The sequence below is a fragment of the Bradyrhizobium niftali genome, from assembly GCF_004571025.1.
GTDB lineage: Bacteria > Pseudomonadota > Alphaproteobacteria > Rhizobiales > Xanthobacteraceae > Bradyrhizobium > Bradyrhizobium niftali.
Genome location: NZ_SPQT01000012.1, coordinates 143541 through 161637 on the forward strand (window position 1 = coordinate 143541; position 18097 = coordinate 161637).

The window sequence follows — 18097 nt, forward strand, 5'->3', positions numbered from 1 at the left end:
GGACGCGGCGGGACTGCAAAAACATCTTGGACACCATCGAAGCGCTAGCCTCGATCGATTTCTGCTTCTTCCCGATCACTCCGGGTCCAACGATGTCTGCCTCCGATCCTCTTGCGACAGAAACTCCGGAACTGCTGCTGGCTGCGCTCGAACGCGCCGACGATGGCGTCGTCATCGTCGATGACGCGCAGCGCATCACGCACTTCAACACCGCCGCGGAGCGGATCTGGAAGCTCGCGCGCACCGAGGTGCTCGGTCGCGATGCCGGCGTTCTCACCCTCAAATGCCTCCAGGCCGATGCGGTCACGGATTTCCGCGACGAGATCAGCCTCGTGCGGCGCGACGGCAGCCGCATCAAGGCGGCCATCACGCTGTCCTCCGCGACCATCGATGGCGCGGTCCATCACATCGTGTTCGCCCGCGACGTCACCGCGGAGGCCGAGCGCCGTGTGCGGATCGGGCTTCTCCACGCCGTTTCCGACCAGACCAACCGCGTGGTGATCATCACTGACACCGAGCAGAACATCGTCTACGTCAATTCGACGTTCACTTCGCTGTTCGGCTATACCAGCGCGGAGGCCGAAGGGCGCCGCGCGGGCGCGCTCATCGCCGGCCGCCACACCGATCGCAAGGCCGTCGCCAAATTCGTCAAGCGTTTGATGCATGGCGGCCGCCGCGGCGAGGCCGAGGTGCTCGCCTACGACAAGGACGGCGAGGAGATCTGGGTCTGCGCCCGGATCGATGCCTTCCGCGACAAGAAGGGCAGGGTCAGGCACATCTTCGCGCTGCTCGAGGACATCACCGAGACCAAGCAGCTGCGCTCGCTCCAGCAGCTCATCATGAGCGCGCTGGCCGATGAGGTTCCGATCGCCGAGATCGCCGACCGGCTGTGTCGCCGCGTCGAGGAGATTGCGCCCGACGTGGTCTGCTCGCTGCTTCACGTCGATGCCGCGGGCCTGATCCACCCGCTCGGGGGGCCGAGCCTGCCCGAGGACTATTCCCGCGCATTGGACGGCGTTGCGATCGGCCCCGATGTCGGCTCCTGCGGAACGGCTGCCTATTATGGCGAGCCGGTTCTGGCTGAGGATCTCGACACCGATCCGCGCTGGCAGCCCTACAAGGCGATGCCACTCGGGATTGGCCTGCGCGCCTGCTGGTCGACACCGGTCAAGGCCAAGGACGGAAGGGTCATCGCCACCTTCGCCTTCTACTACCGGGAACCGCGCGCGCCGAGCAACTGGCACCGGCGCATCGTCGACGCCTGCGTCAACCTCGGCGCGTTTGCGATCGAGCGCAAGGAGGCGCGCGCGGAGATCGCGCGGCTCGCCTATCACGACATCCTCACCGGCCTGCCCAACCGCGCGCAGCTGCGGCACCTGATCTCCGCCGCGATCGACGCCTGTCCGACCGGCAGCCACGTCGCGCTGGCCTTCCTCGACGTCGACCATTTCAAGGACGTCAACGATACGCTCGGTCACGCCGCCGGCGACGAGCTCCTGATCCAGCTCGCGCAGCGGCTGCGCGAGCAGATCGGGCCCGAAGACATCCTGGGCCGGCTCGGCGGCGATGAATTCGTCGTGCTGCTGCCGCATCGCAACGCCGAGAGTGCGGGGCGTGTCGCGACCGGGATCACCGAGGCGCTGGCTGCGCCGTTGCGGCTCGGCTCCAGGCAGATGCAGATGTCGGCCAGCATCGGCATCAGCCTCTATCCCGATCATGCCACCGACATCGACACGCTGATGCAGCAGGCCGACGCCGCCATGTACATGGCCAAGCAGGCGGGACGTTCGACCCATCGGTTGTTCAGCGCCGAGATGAACGGGTTGACCGAGCAGCGGCTGGCGCTGATCGCAGCTCTGCGCCGTGCCATCGCGGAGGGCGAACTCACGCTCAGCTACCAGCCGCAGATCCGCAGCTGCGACGGCGCGATCCATGGCCTCGAGGCGTTGGCGCGCTGGCACGATGCCGAACTCGGCGACGTCTCGCCGGCAAAGTTCATTCCGCTTGCCGAGGAATGCGGCCTGATCGAGCAGATCGGCCTGTGGTCGGTGCGCGAGGCCTGCCGGCAGATGGCGAGCTGGCGCCGCGCCGGGCTCAACATTCCCTGCGTGTCGGTGAACCTGTCGCCGATCAATTTCCGCAACGTCACGCTGGCGGCGCGGCTGGCCGACATTCTGGCCGAATACGGGCTGCCGCCGGATGCGCTGATGCTGGAGATCACCGAAGGCGCGTTCATGCAGGACAGCGTCGCCGCGATCGAGACGATGAACGCGATCCGCGAGCTCGGCGTCGGGCTCTCGGTGGACGATTTCGGCACCGGCTATTCCAGCCTCAGCCGCCTCGCGCACCTGCCGATCCGCGAGCTCAAGATCGACCGCAGTTTCATGCGTGACATCGAGAAGGACGCCGGCGCATTGGCAATCGCTACCGCCGTGGTGCGCGTGGGGCAGGGCCTCGGCATGACCGTCGTCGCCGAAGGCGTCGAGACCGAGGCGCAGCGCAAATTGCTGGCCGATCTCGGCTGCGACGTCGTGCAGGGCTTCCTCTACGCGCCCGCGCTTCCTCCGGTCGCGTTCGAGCGCTGGCTGATCGAGCACTGCGCCGAGCAGGCGAGGGCGATGCCGGGCCGGCTCGATGCTGCGCCGGCGGGGCGCGACGCGGTGAAGCGCTCGGCGTAGAGCTAATCGGCCCGCGAGGCGCCACGGAGTCCATGCTCATCTTCCTCCGTGATCCATGGAAACCGCCGGCGGTGTCCGCTCTCAGTCATCAGTTTTGCGGCACGAAACGGCCGAAGGAAGGTAGTCTGAGACAAAGCTTGATGATGAGAGGAAGCGCGAGCACGGGAATGACGCACGCGGCGACATAGCCCTCCGCGAGTGGCGGTAGACCGAAGCTCGCTGCCGCCCACACGAGAGTGACGTTACGGTTTCCGGTCACGAGGCCTATTGTTCCGGCGGTCTGCAGCCCCAGTCTGGCGAAGGTGAGCGTAGCGAGCGCGCATAACCCGAAATTGGCAACGATTGCCGCGACGAGCATCATGTCGAAACGCAGGGCATTGCTGGTCCATTGGGCCCGGATGCCCTGTGAAGTGGCTAGTCCAACGATGATGAGTCCGACAACGGCGATCCCGGTGGCCGCGCGTTGGTCGGGCAGAACGGGGGTCAGATGTCGGTGGAACCATATTGCCGGAAAGGCAACCATGCCTGCTGCTCCGATAATGCTGAACAGCCGGATAGCCAGGGCGCCCATGTCGAACGCAACTCCAAGTCCGAGCAGTGTGGCAAAACACGGAATCGAAATTGGCGCGAGGAGGGTCAGTGCGATGGAGACGAGGAGCGCAAGACGTGGCCGCAAGCCAAGCATCCCCGCAATCGCAGCAGCGCTTCCGACCGGCGGCGCCAGCAGCGAAAGCAGAACACCGGCCCGCAGCGCGGGATCAAGCGGAAGAGAGGACAGCAGAGCGGCGGCTGCCAAAGGGAGCGCCAGGCCAACCCAGACAAGCACCACGGCCATCAGCGGTAAACGAATCCTGGCCTCGGACGGCGCGAGCCCGGCAGTGAGAAACGAGCCGAGTGTCAGGAGGAATGCCGACAAAGGCAAAAGATCGTAGCCGATATGAGCGAGCGGACTGATCAACAGCCCGGCGCAAAGTGAGATCACCAAAAGCGTCGGTCCTTGTCCGCCAAGCGTAGACAATATTCTGCCAACGTACATATCGGCTCCTCGTTTACGTGCGTGTCGGCGCTGTGAAATCTTCGGATTGCAGGCTCTGATGGCCGGAATGCGCGGTGCATAATTCGCGTGACACCAATCGACACCCGCCGAAGACGGGTCGCCGGCGTCAGTGCACGGCGCCGGCGGCGTTCGTGGTTCTCGCCACCGCGACGATCAAAACAGTCCGGCGCTCAAATCCAGGCCATCGGTCAGCGAGAGCACGAACACGAAAGCGCAGGCTCCGGCCAGCAGCAGAGCGTGTTTCGCCACGTCGGCACGGGAGACCGAGACGACCGTCCGGGAAATCGCGTTGATGATTGCTGTCACGTCGGCCCCTCGATCTTTCACATCCAATGAAGCAGCTTTCGTCGCCGGCACCGTCAGTCGCCCCAGGCTGCGACGACCAGGGAAGGTTCACCTTGCGCGGGTGCCGCGCGCGCAATGAGGACGCCGCCAATCACGTGAACGACGCCGAATTCCAGAAGAATGAGGACCATCAACTGTGTTTCGCTCAATCGTCCCACGTTCTTGCTCCTTCGCTTGTTCAGCAACTGACGAGCGTGCGTTTTCGTGTCCGGCGATGGCGTCGGGTCGCAAAGGTTGATTTCGACTCGATCGGAACCAAGATGCCGGTAGCGATGAATGACGTCGGTTGCCTCTCGGCGGCGGGATTCGTGTAGTGCAGCGAGGATCGTCGATGCGAGAGAGCTCCGAGGTGGGGCGGGGACGTCGATCTTCATGGCTATTCTCCTGATGCTGCGCAGCATGGCGCAGGTGGTCCGTGCGTGCGCCGGGCTCGCCTGAGACGATTGAGACGTGCATCGAAATCTGCCGCCGCGCTTGCCGGCATGCCCACTACTGCGGCGTTCGCCCGGTTCGCTTACGTCGATCCCGGCGTGGGCCGCGAAAATGGCGACGATTGCTGGTCGCATCCGGCTGGGCTGCGCGTGAGCAGGACCGGCTCCCAGAAGAATCGGGTGGTTTCGGACGTCGCCTCGTGCAGGCAAATCCCGATGTCTCTGAGGTATTCGGGCTTGTGCCTGAGGTCGGCAAGCAGCTCCGCCCTGAAGCGGGCGCGCTGGTACCAGGCGACGAACAGCGTGAGGGGCGCCAAACCGCGCAGATGAAAATCCTTTGCGGGGGGAATGGTGTCGGAGATGCGCACTTGGGACTTTGCCCGCGGCGCATTCGCGGCCTCAGGAAACGACGCGCGAGGACTGAGCCTGGCAGCTTCATCCCAATCGAGAATTTGATCGTCCAGATGGGTCAATGCGATCTCCTGTTTGATGGCCGTTGTGACGCCGGAGTCCATCAGTCGCCTCCGAAAAGGAGTGGTGTGACCGGAGGTGCCGAGTCCGAAGCCGCCCCGGCATGCGGAGCGGCAAAGGCCGTCAGCGCGACGTCGATCCCCGCAAGGACCATGAAAAGAACGGCGATCGCTGCGAGGAGGTGACGCGCGCACATGACTGCTTTCCGGATGAAATTGCCGAGCGCCGTTTCACCAATCGGCATCCCGTCGCAATGGGATCAGAACCTGCAGCCGTCTTCGCAGGCGTTATTCAATCGTCATTGGCGCGTTAATAATGTTCGCAAGGCTGGCAATTGCTGTAGAGTGTATACCCAACGGGTGCGTGTGATTGAATCGGAGGCGGCGTGGTCAGAGCTACATCTGCGGCGTGCCCAAACTTTAATCTCTCGCTTCTGGGGCGTTTCGTGCTGACAGGGCCGGATGGTGCCGTCAGCCTGCCGAACAAGAAGCTCGCGGGGTTGCTGGCCTTCCTGGCCTGCATGGCTCCTGACTCGCAGTCACGCGAAAAACTCTCGACCTTGCTGTGGGGATCTCACCTCGATGCGCAAGCGAAGCAAAATCTGCGACAAGCGCTCTTCAAGCTGCGTCAGATCCTGGGTCAGGATGCGCTGAAGAGCGATGGCGAACTCGTATCGCTGAATGCCGCTGTGATCGCCTGCGATGTGAGCCGATTTGAAAAGCTTGTCCAAGACGGCAGCCGTGATGCATTGAGTGCGGCGGCGGACCTCTATCGTGGGCGCCTGGCTGACGACGTCAGTGTCGGCGAAGAAAGCTGGAGCGAATGGGTCGCCGGCGAACGCGAGCGGTTATCGGAGCTCGCTCTGGGCGCGATGGTGACCCTCGGTGGGCATGAGCTGTCCGAGGGTCGTGCGGAGCAGGCCCTGCGAACCGGCCAGCGCGCCAATGCACTCAATAACCTGCGCGAAGATTCGCATCGCTTGATCATGCGCGCTTTGTCCGCAACGGGACGTAACGCCGAGGCGCTCAAATACTATCGGGACGTCGTTGCTTTGCTGAAGCGCGAGCTGAGCACCGAGCCGGATCTGGCAACCAGGTCGCTGGCCGCGGAACTGCGCAGCAATCACGCGCAGAACGCCGCGCCGGCTGCAGGTGAGGTCGCGCCGGAGGCCTCACCCCCGCTGGCGCTCGTCATGCACGACGAGAAGCCGTCCCTGGTGGTTCTGCCGTTCAGCAACATGAGCGGTGACCCCGAGCAGGACTATTTCGCCGACGGCGTCACCGCGGACATTATCACGGCCCTGTCGCGCTTTCGCGCCCTCGTGGTGATTGCACGCGGGACGAGCTTTGCCCTCCGGGACAAGGGAATGACCAGCCAGCAAATTGCGCAACAACTCGGTGTCCAATACGTCTTGAGCGGCCAGATACGCAAGGCCGGCAACCGCATTCGCGTGTCGGCCGAGCTGACCCATAGCGGCAGTGAGGCCCAGGTCTGGTCCGATCGCTATGACCGCCCACTGACCGACATCTTCGATCTGCAGGATGACGTCAGCAGCAGCGTCGCTGCGGTCGTCGATCCCGCCGTTCGGAGCGCCGAGATCGAACGAGCACGTCGCAAGCAGCCAACCAATCTTTCTGCGTACGACCTCTATTTGCGTGCCCTTCACCACCTCTGGGGCGGCACCCGCGAGGATATCACCAAGGCGATCGATCTGCTTCGACAGTCTCTCAGCCTTGATGAGGCGCGCTCGCCGACGCTCGCGGCGCTCGCCTGGGGACTCGTCATGGCTTCGCCGCTTGGCGCACGCACGTCGCCGGACGCCGCGACCGAGGCGCTAGGTCTGGCGCGCCGCGCCGTCGAGCAGGACGGTACGGACGCTTTTGCCCATGCGGTCTACGGCTTCACGCTCTTTGGGCCGGCCGGCGACAACGATCAGGGGCGTATTCACGCCATCGAGGCCGTGAGGCTCAATCCCAGTTCGGCCTTCGCGTGGGGTACGCTCGGAATGATCGATAGCATGGCAGGCGACTACGAGAACGCACTCGCATGCCTTCATCGTTCTCTCGTCCTCAGTCCCTACGACAGTATGCTGCATTTGTGGATGACAGGATTGACGGCGTCTTGCTTTGCGCTCGGGCGCCATCAGGATGGCATCGCCTGGGCACGCAAGTCGGTTCAGCACAATCCGGGCAATGGCACCGGCCATCGTATGTTGGCGGCCAATCTGGTCGCCGCCGGCCGCCTGGAAGAAGCTCGCGAGATCACGCGGCGTCGCGATGCAACACAAAAGACAACGATCCGCGATCTGCGCGCCATGCGCTTCTTCAAGCAAGACGATGCTCTCGAACGCTACCTTTCGGCCCAGCAGGTTGCCGGTGTGGCCGATTGAGCGTCAAGCGCCGAGTGCAACGAGAAGCGTGCGACCGGTCATGAAGATGAGGATGAGCGAACCGACCGTCCACAGCGTCGCGCGAATTTCGTGGATTTGCCCGGTGAGATAGGCCAGAAAATGCAGCAGGCGTGAGGCAACGTAGCCGTAGAGCAGCCACTGCGCGAGCCGCAGCGACGGCTGTGTGAGGATATAGAGCAGGCCCGCGACCAGGAAGTACGGCAAGCTCTCGAGATCGTTCATCTGGATCCGGCGGATCCGCTCGACACGTTCGTTGGGAAGAAGCTGCGCTGGATCCGGCGCAGGATTCATTGGGGTCTTCTTGATATCCTCCGGCGAACGGTAGCCCCCCTTGGCTTGCACCATCCGGATCACGGTCAGCCATGACATCGCCACGGCCTTCAGGATCATCAGGGTGGCGGCAACGGCATAGGTGGCGAAAAGGGGATCGTGAAGACTCATTCGGTCCAATCTGGCCCCCTCTGACGTTTCCACGTGACATGCGCGACCGCGTCGCCAGCAAGCAAAGGACGTCACCAGTCCGCGTATAGCCCGGCGCGCTCGCGAACGCCACCGCCGTGGTGCGCGTGGGGCAGGGCCTCGGCATGACCGTCGTCGCCGAAGGCGTCGAGACCGGGGCGCAGCGCAAATGGCTGGCCGAGCTCGGTTGCGACGTTGTGCAGGGCTTTCTCTACGCGCCCGCGTTTCCCCAGCCACCTCACCCCGCCGCCAACCCCGTCCTCCGCCGCAAATCCGTGATCGCGCGCAGAAAGCTGTCCGCCGGCGTCGTCTCCGGATCGATCAGCCGGTGCAGGCGGAAGCCGTCTTCCAGCGCCAGCACGACGGAGGCCATCCAGGGCGGGTTCAGATTGTCGTTCCGGCCGTTGCCCTTCAACGTCGCCTCGACGATGTCGGCGATCAGCTTGCGCCGCGCGCGCAGGCGTTTTGCAAGTTCGGGACGCCGCTTCTCGGCGCGCGCGACGTAGAGGATCATCTCCATGTGGAGGAGGGGGGAGCGGCCGAGCGGATCCTGCCGGCTGCGGTCCATCGTCCGCAGCGCCGCGATGAAATCGTCGAGATTGTCGTGCTGTGCGAGGATGTCCATGTTGCGCCGGATCGACTGCGCGACATGGTCTTCGAGCATGGCGATGATCAGCTCGTCCTTGCTGTTGAAGTTGGAATAGAACGCGCCGCGGGTGAAGCCGGCGGCGGCCGCGATCGCCTCGATGCTGGCGCCGCCGATGCCGTCTGCCTCGAACACCCGCGCGGCCGCCTCGAACAGCTTGTCGCGCGTATCGTCCCTGGTCGGCCTGGTTCTCACCCTTGACATCGGACCAGTTTAGGGCAGAATGCAACTCGATACAACAATGTATCGAGTTGATAATTTCTAGGGGATGGTTACGCCGCGCAAGCCGGGGGCTGCCGGCGTATTCGTGTCATGCGGCAACCGACTTGAGGTCACCATGAACGAGCAAGCGCAACCCGCCGGCGGCGATCCGCTGTTCAACCCGCTGTCGCCGGACTTCATCCGCAATCCCTATCCGCATTACGAACGGCTGCGCGCGATCGATCCGATCCACGTGACGCCGTTCGGCCAGTTCGTCGCAAGTCGCCACGCCGATGTCAGCCTCGTGATGCGCGACAAGCGCTTCGGCAAGGATTTCGTCGAGCGCTCCAAGCGCCGTTACAGCGAAAAGATCATGGACGAGCCGGTGTTCCGCAGCATGAGCCACTGGATGCTGCAGTCTGATCCTCCGGATCACACCCGCCTGCGCGGCCTCGTCGTAAAAGCCTTCACCGCGCGCCGGGTCGAGGACATGCGGCCGCGCATCCAGCAGATCGTCGATGAGGCCATCGATGCCGTGATCGACCGCGGCCACATGGACCTGATCGAGGATTTCGCCTTCCGCCTGCCCGTCACCATCATCTGCGACATGCTCGGCATCCCCGAGGACCATCGCGAGGTCTTCTACAAGAGCTCGCGCGACGGCGGGCGGCTGCTCGACCCCGTGCCGCTCACGCCGGAGGAGATCGCGAAGGGCAACGCCGGCAACATGATGGCGCAGATGTATTTCCAGCAGCTGTTCGAGCTGCGCCGCAAAAATCCCGCCGACGACCTCACCACGCAGCTGGTGCAGGCCGAGGAAGACGGCAACAAGCTCACCAACGAGGAGCTGACCGCCAACATCATCCTGTTGTTCGGCGCCGGCCATGAGACCACCGTCAATCTGATCGGCAACGGCCTGCTCGCGCTGCATCGCAACCCGGACCAGCTTGCGCTGCTCAAGGCGCGGCCGGAGCTGATCGTCAATGCGATCGAGGAGTTCCTGCGCTACGATTCTTCGGTGCAGATGACCGGGCGCGTCACGCTCGAGGACATCGACGATCTCGGCGGCAAGAAAATCCCCAAGGGCGAGACCGTGCTCTGCCTGCTCGGCTCGGCCAACCGCGATCCGGCGGTCTACCCCGATCGCCCCGACCGGCTCGACGTCACCCGTCCCAACGTCAAGCCGCTGTCGTTCGGCGGCGGCATCCACTTCTGCCTGGGGGCCCAATTGGCGCGGATCGAGGCCGAGATCGCCATCGCGACGCTCCTGCGCCGGCTGCCGGATCTGCGCATCGACGACGTCGAGAACCCGGAATGGCGGCCGACCTTCGTGCTGCGCGGCCTGAAGAGCTTGCCGGCGAGCTGGTGAGGCGGCGCCACGCGTTAACCTCCGCGCGCAACAGTCGCTGTGACTTCGCCACACTTCCCCCTATATAAGGGGCTGTTCCGGCGCGCCTGAAGCCTTCCAAGGGGCAAGGTTTGGCCCGGATGCCGATTTGGCCGAGGGGAGACCCGTGCAGACGACGCTGCTCGGATTGGCGATTGCCTTCATCATTGCGCTTCTGGCCGCGCTGATCGGGCCCTACTTCATCGACTGGAACCAGTTCAGGCCCCAGTTCGAGGCGGAGGCAGGCCGGATCATCGGCGTGCCGGTGCGGGTGGCGGGCGAGCTCGACGCCCGGCTGCTGCCGGCGCCGACGCTGCGGCTGCGTTCGGTCACGCTCGGCGGCAACAACGATCCCGGCCGCCTGCGCGCCGACAAGCTCGACGTCGAATTCAGCCTCTCCTCGCTGATGCGCGGCGAATGGCGCGCCACCGAGCTGACCGTCAATGGCATGGCGGTCGATCTCGGCCTCGACGCCAGGGGACGGGTCGATTTGCCCTCCACCGCGAGCGGCACCTTCAATCTGGCTTCGCTGGCGATCGAGCGCCTCAATCTCACCGGCCGCATCGCCCTGCACGATGCCTCAAGCCGCGCGACGCTGGAGCTGAGCGACATCGCCTTCTCCGGCGACGTCCGCTCGCTGGCCGGCTCGGTGCGGGGCGACGGCAGTTTCACCGCCTCCGGGGTGCGCTACCCGTTCCGCATCTCCTCCGGCCCGAGCGCTGACGGCAGCGCCACCCGTCTCCACCTCAACATCGATCCCGGCCAGCGCGCCATCCTCGCCGATCTCGAAGGCGTGCTCGCCTTCGACAACCGCCTGCCGAAATTCGACGGCGCGCTGACGATCGCGGTGCCGGCGGCGAAGAAGGCAGGCGAGGCCGGGCCGACGCCCTGGAAGCTCACCGCAAAACTCAAGGCCGATCCCGCCGGCGCCAAATTCGACCAGATCGACGCGAGCTTTGGCGCCGAGGACAACGCGTTGAAAGCCGGCGGCGTCGGCGACCTCAAGTTCGGCGCCTCGCCGCTGCTGCGCGCGGTGCTGTCGGCGCGCCAGTTCGATGCCGACAAGCTGGCCGGCAAGGACGATGCCGAGCCGCTGCGCATCCTGCCGGCGCTGCGCGCCGGCCTTGCCGTCATCCCGCAGGCGCCGATTCCGGCGCAGATCGAGTTCAACTCCGACCAGATCATGCTGGGCGGCCGTCCGCTCCAGAACATTGCGGCCGAGCTCAAGACCGATGGCCGGTCCTGGACGTTCCAGCGGCTCGAGCTGCGCGCGCCCGGCATGACGCAGCTCTCGCTGAACGGTGCGGCGCCCGGCGCCGACAGTTTCAGCGGCCGGCTCAGCGTCGAATCCTCCGATCCTGATACGCTGGTGGCCTGGCTCCAGGGCCGCAACGAGGTCAACCGCCGCAGCACCCGGCCGCTGCGCCTTGCCGGCGACGTGACGATTGCCGCCAACCATCTCGCCATCGACAGGCTGAAGGCCGACATCGAAGGCGGCGCCGTCGAGGGACGAATTTCTTTCGTTCAGACCGGCGCGAGCAAGGGCTCGCGGATCGATGCCGAGCTCAAGGCCGACCGTCTCGATCTCGACGCCGCCGCGAGTTTTGTCCGCGCGCTCGGCGGGCCGCAAGGCGAATGGCCGGAGGAGGCAAAGCTCTCGCTCGATGTCGGCCGTGCGATCTCCGCCGGCCAGGAGCTGCGGCCGTTTGCGGCGAAGCTCGGCTACAATCCGGCGTCGCTGTCGCTGGAGCAGTTGCGGTTCGGCCAGACCAGCGGCGTGACCACCGAGGCGAGCGGCAGCTTCGACCGCACCAAAGCCACCGGCAAGCTCGCGCTGAAATCCTCGGCCAATTCGCTGCGCGAGCTCACCGCGCTAATCGAGCCGTTTGCGCCGTCGGTGCGCGCACGCTTCGATGCCATCGCGCCGCTGCCCGGTGCGACCCGCCTGAAGCTCGATTTGAGCCTCGACAAGAACGCCGAGCATGCCGATCGCAGCGACGCCCGCGCCGTGTTCGATCTCGACGCGCCGCAGCTCAAGGCCACCGTGACGCTGGCCGCACAGACGCCGGTGGCGGCCGTCAACGGCATCGACATCGACCGCCTGCGCAACAGCGACTTCACGCTCGATTCGAAACTGTCGACCCCGCAGGCCGGCGCGCTGCTGGCCCTGCTCGGTCTCGACCGCATGGTGGCCGCAGCCGAGGGCACCTCGCAGTTCGAAGGCCGGTTAAGCGGCGCCTGGCGCCGTCCGCTGCAATTGAACGCAAAGCTGAGCGGCGGCGGGCTGGACGCCGACGCGCAGGGCAGCGTCGAATTGTCCGCGCCGGAGCCAAAGGCGTCCGTGAATCTGCGCGTGCGCAACGTCAACCTCGCGCCGCTGTTCGGGACCGGCCCGGCCGACAAATCGGCGCGGACCGTCAGCCTGTCGTCCCGCGTCGCGCTATCAGGCAATCGACTGACCTTCGACGATCTCGACAGCAGCGCGGCCGGCTCGCATCTGCGCGGCCGTCTGGCGGTGACGCTCGACCAGGAGAAGAGCGTCGACGGCGAAGTCGGCCTCGACTCGCTCGATCTTGTGCCCACGCTTGCGGTGGCCATTGGCGCTGCGGGCCGCGACGCCGGCGAGCCGCTGAGCGCGGGGCTCCTCGGTGGCTGGCGCGGCCGCATCGCCTTTCAGGCGTTGCGCGGCACGCTGCCGGGCGGCGTCGAGCTGCGTCCCTTCGGCGGGACGATCCGGAGCGACGGCCAGTCGCTCGCGCTCGATGCGCTGAAGGGCGGCGTCGGCGGCGGCGAGATGTCGGCGAGCTTTGACGCGCGCAATGGCGCGGGTGGCATTGCGCTGAACGCCCGTATCGAGCTCAGCAATGTCGATGCGACCACGCTGCGCTACCGCGATCTCGCTTTGCCCAAGGGACGGGCCTCGGTGCAGATGGCCCTGACCAGCCAGGGCCGCAGCGTCGCGGCGTTGACCGGCGCGCTCGCCGGCAACGGCACGGTGACGCTGGAGTCTGCGGAAATCAGTGGCCTCAACCCGCGTGCCTTCGAGATCGCCATCCGCGCCAGCGACGGCGGCCAGGTCGCCGACGACAACAGGCTGCGGCAGCTCGTCGAGCCCGCGCTGGCGGCGGGTCCCATTGCGGTCGCCTCGGCGCAGATCCCGTTCACGATCCGCGACGGACGGCTGCGCGTTGGCGCCACGCCGCTGGAGGCGAAGAACGCCCGCGCCATCGTCTCCGGCGGCTACGACATTCCCGCCGACCAGGCCGACATCCGCGCCAGCCTGACGCCGATCATGACCGGGCTCTCGGGTGCACCGCCGGAAATCCAGTTGTTCGCGGCGGGCCCCCCCGACAAGCTCAATCGCACCGTCGATCTTGGGCCGCTGTCCTCATGGCTCGCGGTGCGCACGATCGATCGCGAGACGCGCCGGCTCGATGCCATCGAGCGCGGCGAGCCGCCGCCGGCGACCGCGGCGCTGCCGACGCTGGTCTCGCCCGACCCCGCGCCGGAGCCGTCGCTGCAGGACGTGCCGATGCCCGGCCGCGATCCGCGCCGCGCGCCGCCCAAGGCCAAGCTCGAGCCAAAGGCCGCGCCGATGCCGAAGCCGCCGCAGGCCGCTCCCGCGGCGCCAAGCCCGCCGCTCGCAAGCCAGCAGGTCGCGCCCTTGCCGCCGCCGATCGAGGTGAGGCCGGCGCCGGGCCCTGCGCCCGCAAGGCCCAAGCCGAAGCCGCCGCTGGTGCTGACGCCGTCGAACCCGTAAGGGCGCGCATTCGAACAGCCTGCGGGCAGTCTCCTCGCGGCGCATCCTTCGAGACGCCCGCTGTTGGCGAGCTCCTCACAGGATGAGGTCTTGTTTCGCGGTGAAATCCCAGACCCTCATAGTGAGGAGCGCCGCCTCACGGCGCGTCTCGAACCATAAGCCCGTGTGCTGCCGCAACCGCGGGCGTCGGGGCAGCGCTTGCCCGCCGGTAAACCCATTCGCTCGCATTTGAATGAATTCTCGTCTGCAAAACTGATCTGCCGACTTTACCGGATTCTCGCGTTTGATCCCTAGTGTCGGTTGCCAGAGGAATTCGGCGTCGCGCCAACACAGGCGGGATGGCTCGCCAAAGAACGACCAAGAACTGGGGTGATCGACATGAACGGGGCGAAATCGCTTCTACAGGATCTGGACGACGCGATCGCGCGCGGCACCGACGAGAGCCGGGCACGCGCGCTGTGGCATGCGACCGACATCCTGATCACCGGCCGCTACAGCGACGACGAGATCAGCATGTTCGGCGAGGTCATCGGCCGGCTCGCCGACGAGATCGAGGTTGCCGCGCGGACGCAGCTGTCCGAATTGATGGCGGCCTGCGATCACGCCCCGCTCAACGTCATCGAACAGCTCGCTCTCGACGACGAGATCGCGGTCGCCGGCCCGGTGCTGCGTGACTCCACCCGCATCGACGAGAAGATGCTGGTCGAGAGCGCCCTGACCAAGAGCCAGTCGCATCTGCTCGCGATTGCCCAGCGCCAGTCGATCGGCGAGGCCGTGACCGACGTGCTGGTCAAGCGCGGCGACCAGGAGGTCGTGACGTCGGTCGCCAAGAACGAGGGCGCGCGCTTCTCTGGCTCGGGCCTGCTGCACATGGTCCGCCGCGCCGAGGGCGATTCGATTCTTGCCGAGCAGCTTGGCCTGCGCAAGGACGTGCCGCGCCACATCTTCCAGCAGCTGATCTCGAAAGCATCGGAAGACGTCCGCCGCCGGCTCGAGAGCGAGCGCCCCGAGATGATGGCGCAGATCCAGAGCTCGGTGACCGAGGTCACCGGCGACCTGCAATCCAAGTTCGGCCCGTCCTCGCGCAGCTACTTCGTCGCCAAGCGCGTGGTGACGACGCAGTACCGCCAGGGCAACCTCAACCAGGATTCGATCTCCAACTATGCCCGCCAGCACCGCTTCGACGAGGTGCAGATCGGCCTGTCGCTGCTGTCGGCGCTGCCGGTCGACGTGATCGAGCGCGCGCTGATGGACCGCAACCGCGAAATGATCCTGGTGCTGTGCAAGGCGCTGAACTTCTCCTGGGACACGACGATGTCGCTGTTGTTCCTCGGCGCCAAGGATCATCTGATCACCGCGCGTGAGCTCCAGGACAATGAGCGCGAGTTCGGCCGGCTCAAGAGCGAGACCTCGCGCAGCATCCTGAAGTTCTACCAGTCGCGCAAGACCGGCGCGGGTGCCGATGCGGGCCGTCAGCCCGAACTCCAAGTCCACTGAGAAAGTCCACTGAGCAAGTCCACTGAGCAAGCTCACTAAGCAGGTCCACTGAGCAGGCTCACCGAGCATCATCCCGGAATTGGCAGGGGAGTATTTGCAAATGTTGCCTCAATTCGGCACCGCCGTTCGCAAGAAGAACCTCAACAACGCCTTCGCCCCCGATGTCGGCGGCGGAGCTCCGGACAAGGCCTCGGTCGACGCCGCCTGGCTCGTGCTGGAAGCCGCCAACGATCTCGGCGACCACGCCGCCATCGAAGCCTGCCGCCGCGTCATCGACGCCGAGCTGAACGGCACCGTGGCGGGCAGCTCGGATATCGATCTCGTGCTGGGGTATTTCAGGTAACCCTTCGTAGGTGGGCAAAGGCGCACTTGCGCCGTGCCCACCATCGATCTGCATTCGTCGCGAGGCGTGGTGGGCACGCGGAGCCTGTCATCGGGCGCGCATCCGCGCGACCCGGTGGCTTTGCCTACCCTACGAGCTGCTTCCACGTCGTCATTTCGAGGAGCCCTTGCGACGAAGCAATCCAGACCGACTTCGCGGAAAGAGCCTGGATTGCTTCGCTAAGCTCGCAATGACGAAGTCTGGGGCGCCGTCATTGCTTCTTCGGTCGGCACATGACGCGCTAAGAGCGACGTAGCTCGAAAATACTTTACGCGTTCGCACCGCCGTCAACGGTCAATGTCGAGCCGGTGATGTATTTGGCCTTCGCGCTCGCCAGGAACGCAACCGCATTGGCGATGTCATCCGTCGCGCCGTACCGGCCGAGCGCCATGAACTGCTTCAACGTCTCCGCTGTCGGGCCGCTGGCAGGATTCATGTCGGTGTCGATCGAGCCTGGCTGGATGAGGTTGACGGTGACGTCCCTCGGGCCGACCTCGCGCGCCAGTGCCTTGGTGAACGCGGCAAGGGCCGACTTCGACGCCGCGTAGACGCCGAGCACCGGCGAAGGCACACGGTCGGCGAAATCGCTGCCGATGGTGATGATGCGGCCGCCCTTGCCAAGGTGGCGCAGCGCGGCTTTGCTCGCGACGATCGGCGAACGGACGTTGACGTTCAGCAGCGCATCGATATCTCCAAGCGAAATGTCGTTGAGGCCGCCCAGGCGAAGAATTCCGGCGTTGTTGACCAGAATATCGAGCCCGCCCAGCGCCGCGACGGTCTTTTCGACCGAGGCCTGGACGGCGGCGACATCCGCGCTGTCGGCCTGGATCGCAACGGCTTTGCGTCCGCCGGCCTTGATGGCGTCAACCACCCTGGCGGCGCTGTCTGCGGACTTCTCATAGGTGATTGCTACGTCCGCGCCTTCGGCGGCGAGGGCTTTCGCAATGGCCGCACCAATACCCCTGCTTGCGCCCGTCACCAGGGCCCGTTTTCCTGCCAGCGTCATCTGATCTCTCCAATTCTGTAACGATCGACACAGAATATGTGGAGACTTGATCGGCCGCGTCAAGCCAATTATGTGTTGATCATTACAGAAAGAGCTGCGATGGCGGGACGACCACGAGAATTTGACCGCGAGGCGGCACTCGAAGCCGCCATGTTCCTGTTCTGGCGCAAGGGGTTCGAGGCGGCCTCGATGCAGGACCTCTGCGAGGCCATGGGGGTCCGCTCGCCGAGCCTCTATGCGGCCTTCGAGAGCAAGGAGGCGCTCTATCTTGCGGCGATCGAGCATTACGTGCTGACCCAGGGACCTCCCGTGTGGGACAAGCTCACGGAGGGAAAAACCGCGCGTGCCGGCGTCGAGAACCTCTTGATCGGGGCGACCGAGACCCTGCCGAAATCGCGCACGGCGCCGGCCGGCTGCATGGCCGTGCTGGGCGCCGTCAGCGACGAATGGCCGGCGACAATCGCCCGCGCGATCAAAAAGGTCCGCCTCGACATGCTCGCCAATCTGCGCGCTCGGATCGAAGGGGCGGTCGCCAATGGCGAGCTGCCCGCTGCGACGGACATCGATGCCCTGAGCCGGTTCTACCTCAGCGTCTTCCAGGGGATGGCCATCCAGGCCAAGGACGGCGCCACGCCTGAGGAGTTGAGAGGCGCAGCCAAGGCGGCCATGGCCGCGTGGCCGGGCGACAGGAGTCCTGCGTCAGTCTCGGCGGCTTCTCGCCCATAGTGCGACGACGCAACGGGCCATCGCCCGTCCGATGTGCGCCAACGCCGACATCCGGGTCACGGCGCGTTGGGCCGAGAGTTTGATCTATCTCAAGATCGAATCCAAAACGCGGGCCAAGCTTGCCTTCGGAAGGCGGCGATACGTCCAGACCGGCGGGAGGTGAAGCATGTACCGGCATATTCTCATTCCGACAGATGGGTCGGAGCTGGCGGAGCATGGAGTGGCGCATGGGTTGGCGCTGGCGAAATCCCTTGGTGCCAAAGTATCTCTCATCTTCGTTGTGGAGCCGTTTTCAGAAATGACAGGGCGGTTCCGTGAAGCGGTCGCAACATATGCCGAGCTGCGCAAGGAACAGGCCACGAGCGCGTTGGATCGCGCGGCAAATGCGGCCAGGGAGGCTGGCGTCTCCTGCGAACTGATTCAAGTGGAGGACGGGCAACCCCATCAAGCCATCATCGCAGCAGCCGAGAATAAAGGTTGCGATCTCATCGTTATGTCATCCCATGGGCGCAGCGGACTCTCCATGCTTCTCATCGGTAGTGTGACAAACAAGGTGCTGGCGCACGCGAAAACCCCCGTACTGATTTGTCAGTGAACGTTGCGGACCCGGTGCCAGAGTGCTCGCTCGCCACGGACACGCG

16 protein-coding genes and 1 pseudogene are annotated in these 18097 nt (G+C 65.4%); 10 read left to right on the forward strand and 7 right to left on the reverse strand.

Annotated features, from left to right (window positions below; all coding sequences use genetic code 11):
* The first annotated feature begins 92 nt into the window (after positions 1–92).
* A complete protein-coding gene (locus tag E4K65_RS21620; protein ID WP_135175896.1) occupies positions 93–2678 on the forward strand; it encodes an EAL domain-containing protein in 2586 nt (861 codons plus the stop codon).
* 88 nt (positions 2679–2766) lie between these two features.
* On the opposite strand, the gene E4K65_RS21625 is transcribed toward E4K65_RS21620, so the two are convergent.
* The 4 genes from E4K65_RS21625 to E4K65_RS21635 all read right to left on the reverse strand — a co-directional run bounded on the left by E4K65_RS21625 (position 2767) and on the right by E4K65_RS21635 (position 5026).
* Positions 2767–3660, reverse strand: a complete 894-nt coding sequence (locus E4K65_RS21625; protein ID WP_235885698.1) for a hypothetical protein — start codon at positions 3658–3660, stop codon at positions 2767–2769.
* Between the two features lie 228 nt (positions 3661–3888).
* Positions 3889–4041 carry a hypothetical protein gene (locus E4K65_RS47400; protein WP_167770997.1) on the reverse strand — a complete coding sequence of 51 codons (153 nt, stop codon included), beginning with the start codon at positions 4039–4041 and terminating at the stop codon, positions 3889–3891.
* A gap of 53 nt (positions 4042–4094) precedes the next feature.
* The gene (locus E4K65_RS21630; RefSeq protein WP_135175898.1) at positions 4095–4454 is read right to left on the reverse strand and encodes a hypothetical protein; all 360 of its coding nucleotides are present in this window, start codon (positions 4452–4454) and stop codon (positions 4095–4097) included.
* A 140-nt stretch (positions 4455–4594) separates the two neighbouring features.
* Positions 4595–5026, reverse strand: a complete 432-nt coding sequence (locus E4K65_RS21635; RefSeq protein WP_135175899.1) for a hypothetical protein — start codon at positions 5024–5026, stop codon at positions 4595–4597.
* A 59-nt stretch (positions 5027–5085) separates the two neighbouring features.
* Here E4K65_RS21635 and E4K65_RS47405 point away from each other — a divergent pair, with 59 nt between their 5' ends.
* Together E4K65_RS47405 and E4K65_RS21640 are read left to right on the forward strand one after the other, a co-directional pair.
* Positions 5086–5295 (forward strand): hypothetical protein, encoded by a 210-nt coding sequence (locus E4K65_RS47405; protein WP_167771015.1) that lies wholly within the window; start codon positions 5086–5088, stop codon positions 5293–5295.
* A 132-nt stretch (positions 5296–5427) separates the two neighbouring features.
* The gene (locus E4K65_RS21640; RefSeq protein WP_235885692.1) at positions 5428–7371 is read left to right on the forward strand and encodes a BTAD domain-containing putative transcriptional regulator; all 1944 of its coding nucleotides are present in this window, start codon (positions 5428–5430) and stop codon (positions 7369–7371) included.
* A 3-nt stretch (positions 7372–7374) separates the two neighbouring features.
* Here E4K65_RS21640 and E4K65_RS21645 read toward each other — a convergent pair whose 3' ends face one another.
* Positions 7375–7833 carry an MAPEG family protein gene (locus E4K65_RS21645; RefSeq protein ID WP_283813859.1) on the reverse strand — a complete coding sequence of 153 codons (459 nt, stop codon included), beginning with the start codon at positions 7831–7833 and terminating at the stop codon, positions 7375–7377.
* Positions 7834–7925: 92 nt separating this feature from the next.
* Here E4K65_RS21645 and E4K65_RS49520 point away from each other — a divergent pair.
* A pseudogene (locus E4K65_RS49520) lies at positions 7926–8075 on the forward strand (EAL domain-containing protein); the annotation flags it as partial.
* A 14-nt stretch (positions 8076–8089) separates the two neighbouring features.
* On the opposite strand, the gene E4K65_RS21655 reads toward E4K65_RS49520, so the two are convergent.
* A complete protein-coding gene (locus E4K65_RS21655) occupies positions 8090–8701 on the reverse strand; it encodes a TetR/AcrR family transcriptional regulator (RefSeq protein ID WP_135175902.1) in 612 nt (203 codons plus the stop codon).
* 133 nt (positions 8702–8834) lie between these two features.
* On the opposite strand from E4K65_RS21655, the gene E4K65_RS21660 reads away from it, so the two are divergent.
* From E4K65_RS21660 to E4K65_RS21675, 4 genes are all read left to right on the forward strand, one after another.
* Positions 8835–10067: a cytochrome P450 gene (locus tag E4K65_RS21660; protein ID WP_167771016.1), complete on the forward strand. Its 1233-nt coding sequence runs from the start codon at positions 8835–8837 to the stop codon at positions 10065–10067.
* Positions 10068–10212: 145 nt separating this feature from the next.
* The gene (locus E4K65_RS21665) at positions 10213–13845 is read left to right on the forward strand and encodes an AsmA family protein (RefSeq protein ID WP_135175904.1); all 3633 of its coding nucleotides are present in this window, start codon (positions 10213–10215) and stop codon (positions 13843–13845) included.
* 378 nt (positions 13846–14223) lie between these two features.
* Positions 14224–15342 (forward strand): DUF2336 domain-containing protein, encoded by a 1119-nt coding sequence (locus E4K65_RS21670; RefSeq protein ID WP_167771017.1) that lies wholly within the window; start codon positions 14224–14226, stop codon positions 15340–15342.
* Positions 15343–15442: 100 nt separating this feature from the next.
* Positions 15443–15685: a hypothetical protein gene (locus E4K65_RS21675; protein WP_135175906.1), complete on the forward strand. Its 243-nt coding sequence runs from the start codon at positions 15443–15445 to the stop codon at positions 15683–15685.
* Between the two features lie 307 nt (positions 15686–15992).
* Here the strand turns inward: E4K65_RS21675 and E4K65_RS21685 are convergent, their stop codons facing one another.
* Positions 15993–16730 (reverse strand): SDR family oxidoreductase, encoded by a 738-nt coding sequence (locus tag E4K65_RS21685; RefSeq protein ID WP_135175908.1) that lies wholly within the window; start codon positions 16728–16730, stop codon positions 15993–15995.
* 99 nt (positions 16731–16829) lie between these two features.
* Here E4K65_RS21685 and E4K65_RS21690 point away from each other — a divergent pair, with 99 nt between their 5' ends.
* Together E4K65_RS21690 and E4K65_RS21695 are read left to right on the forward strand one after the other, a co-directional pair.
* Positions 16830–17456 carry a TetR/AcrR family transcriptional regulator gene (locus E4K65_RS21690; protein ID WP_135175909.1) on the forward strand — a complete coding sequence of 209 codons (627 nt, stop codon included), beginning with the start codon at positions 16830–16832 and terminating at the stop codon, positions 17454–17456.
* Positions 17457–17622: 166 nt separating this feature from the next.
* On the forward strand, positions 17623–18051 hold the full coding sequence (locus E4K65_RS21695) for a universal stress protein (protein ID WP_135175910.1): 429 nt from the start codon (positions 17623–17625) through the stop codon (positions 18049–18051).
* Positions 18052–18097: the final 46 nt, after the last annotated feature.

What these genes read in the sequence shown, in the direction of transcription:
- E4K65_RS21620 (WP_135175896.1), top strand. Translation starts at nt 93, where the DNA reads ATGTCTGCCTCCGATCCTCTTGCGACAGAAACTCCGGAACTGCTGCTG.
- E4K65_RS21630 (WP_135175898.1), bottom strand. Translation starts at nt 4,454, where the DNA reads ATGAAGATCGACGTCCCCGCCCCACCTCGGAGCTCTCTCGCATCGACG.
- E4K65_RS21635 (WP_135175899.1), bottom strand. Translation starts at nt 5,026, where the DNA reads ATGGACTCCGGCGTCACAACGGCCATCAAACAGGAGATCGCATTGACC.
- E4K65_RS47405 (WP_167771015.1), top strand. Translation starts at nt 5,086, where the DNA reads ATGCGGAGCGGCAAAGGCCGTCAGCGCGACGTCGATCCCCGCAAGGAC.
- E4K65_RS21645 (WP_283813859.1), bottom strand. Translation starts at nt 7,833, where the DNA reads ATGAGTCTTCACGATCCCCTTTTCGCCACCTATGCCGTTGCCGCCACC.
- E4K65_RS21655 (WP_135175902.1), bottom strand. Translation starts at nt 8,701, where the DNA reads ATGTCAAGGGTGAGAACCAGGCCGACCAGGGACGATACGCGCGACAAG.
- E4K65_RS21660 (WP_167771016.1), top strand. Translation starts at nt 8,835, where the DNA reads ATGAACGAGCAAGCGCAACCCGCCGGCGGCGATCCGCTGTTCAACCCG.
- E4K65_RS21670 (WP_167771017.1), top strand. Translation starts at nt 14,224, where the DNA reads ATGAACGGGGCGAAATCGCTTCTACAGGATCTGGACGACGCGATCGCG.
- E4K65_RS21675 (WP_135175906.1), top strand. Translation starts at nt 15,443, where the DNA reads ATGTTGCCTCAATTCGGCACCGCCGTTCGCAAGAAGAACCTCAACAAC.
- E4K65_RS21685 (WP_135175908.1), bottom strand. Translation starts at nt 16,730, where the DNA reads ATGACGCTGGCAGGAAAACGGGCCCTGGTGACGGGCGCAAGCAGGGGT.
- E4K65_RS21690 (WP_135175909.1), top strand. Translation starts at nt 16,830, where the DNA reads ATGGCGGGACGACCACGAGAATTTGACCGCGAGGCGGCACTCGAAGCC.
- E4K65_RS21695 (WP_135175910.1), top strand. Translation starts at nt 17,623, where the DNA reads ATGTACCGGCATATTCTCATTCCGACAGATGGGTCGGAGCTGGCGGAG.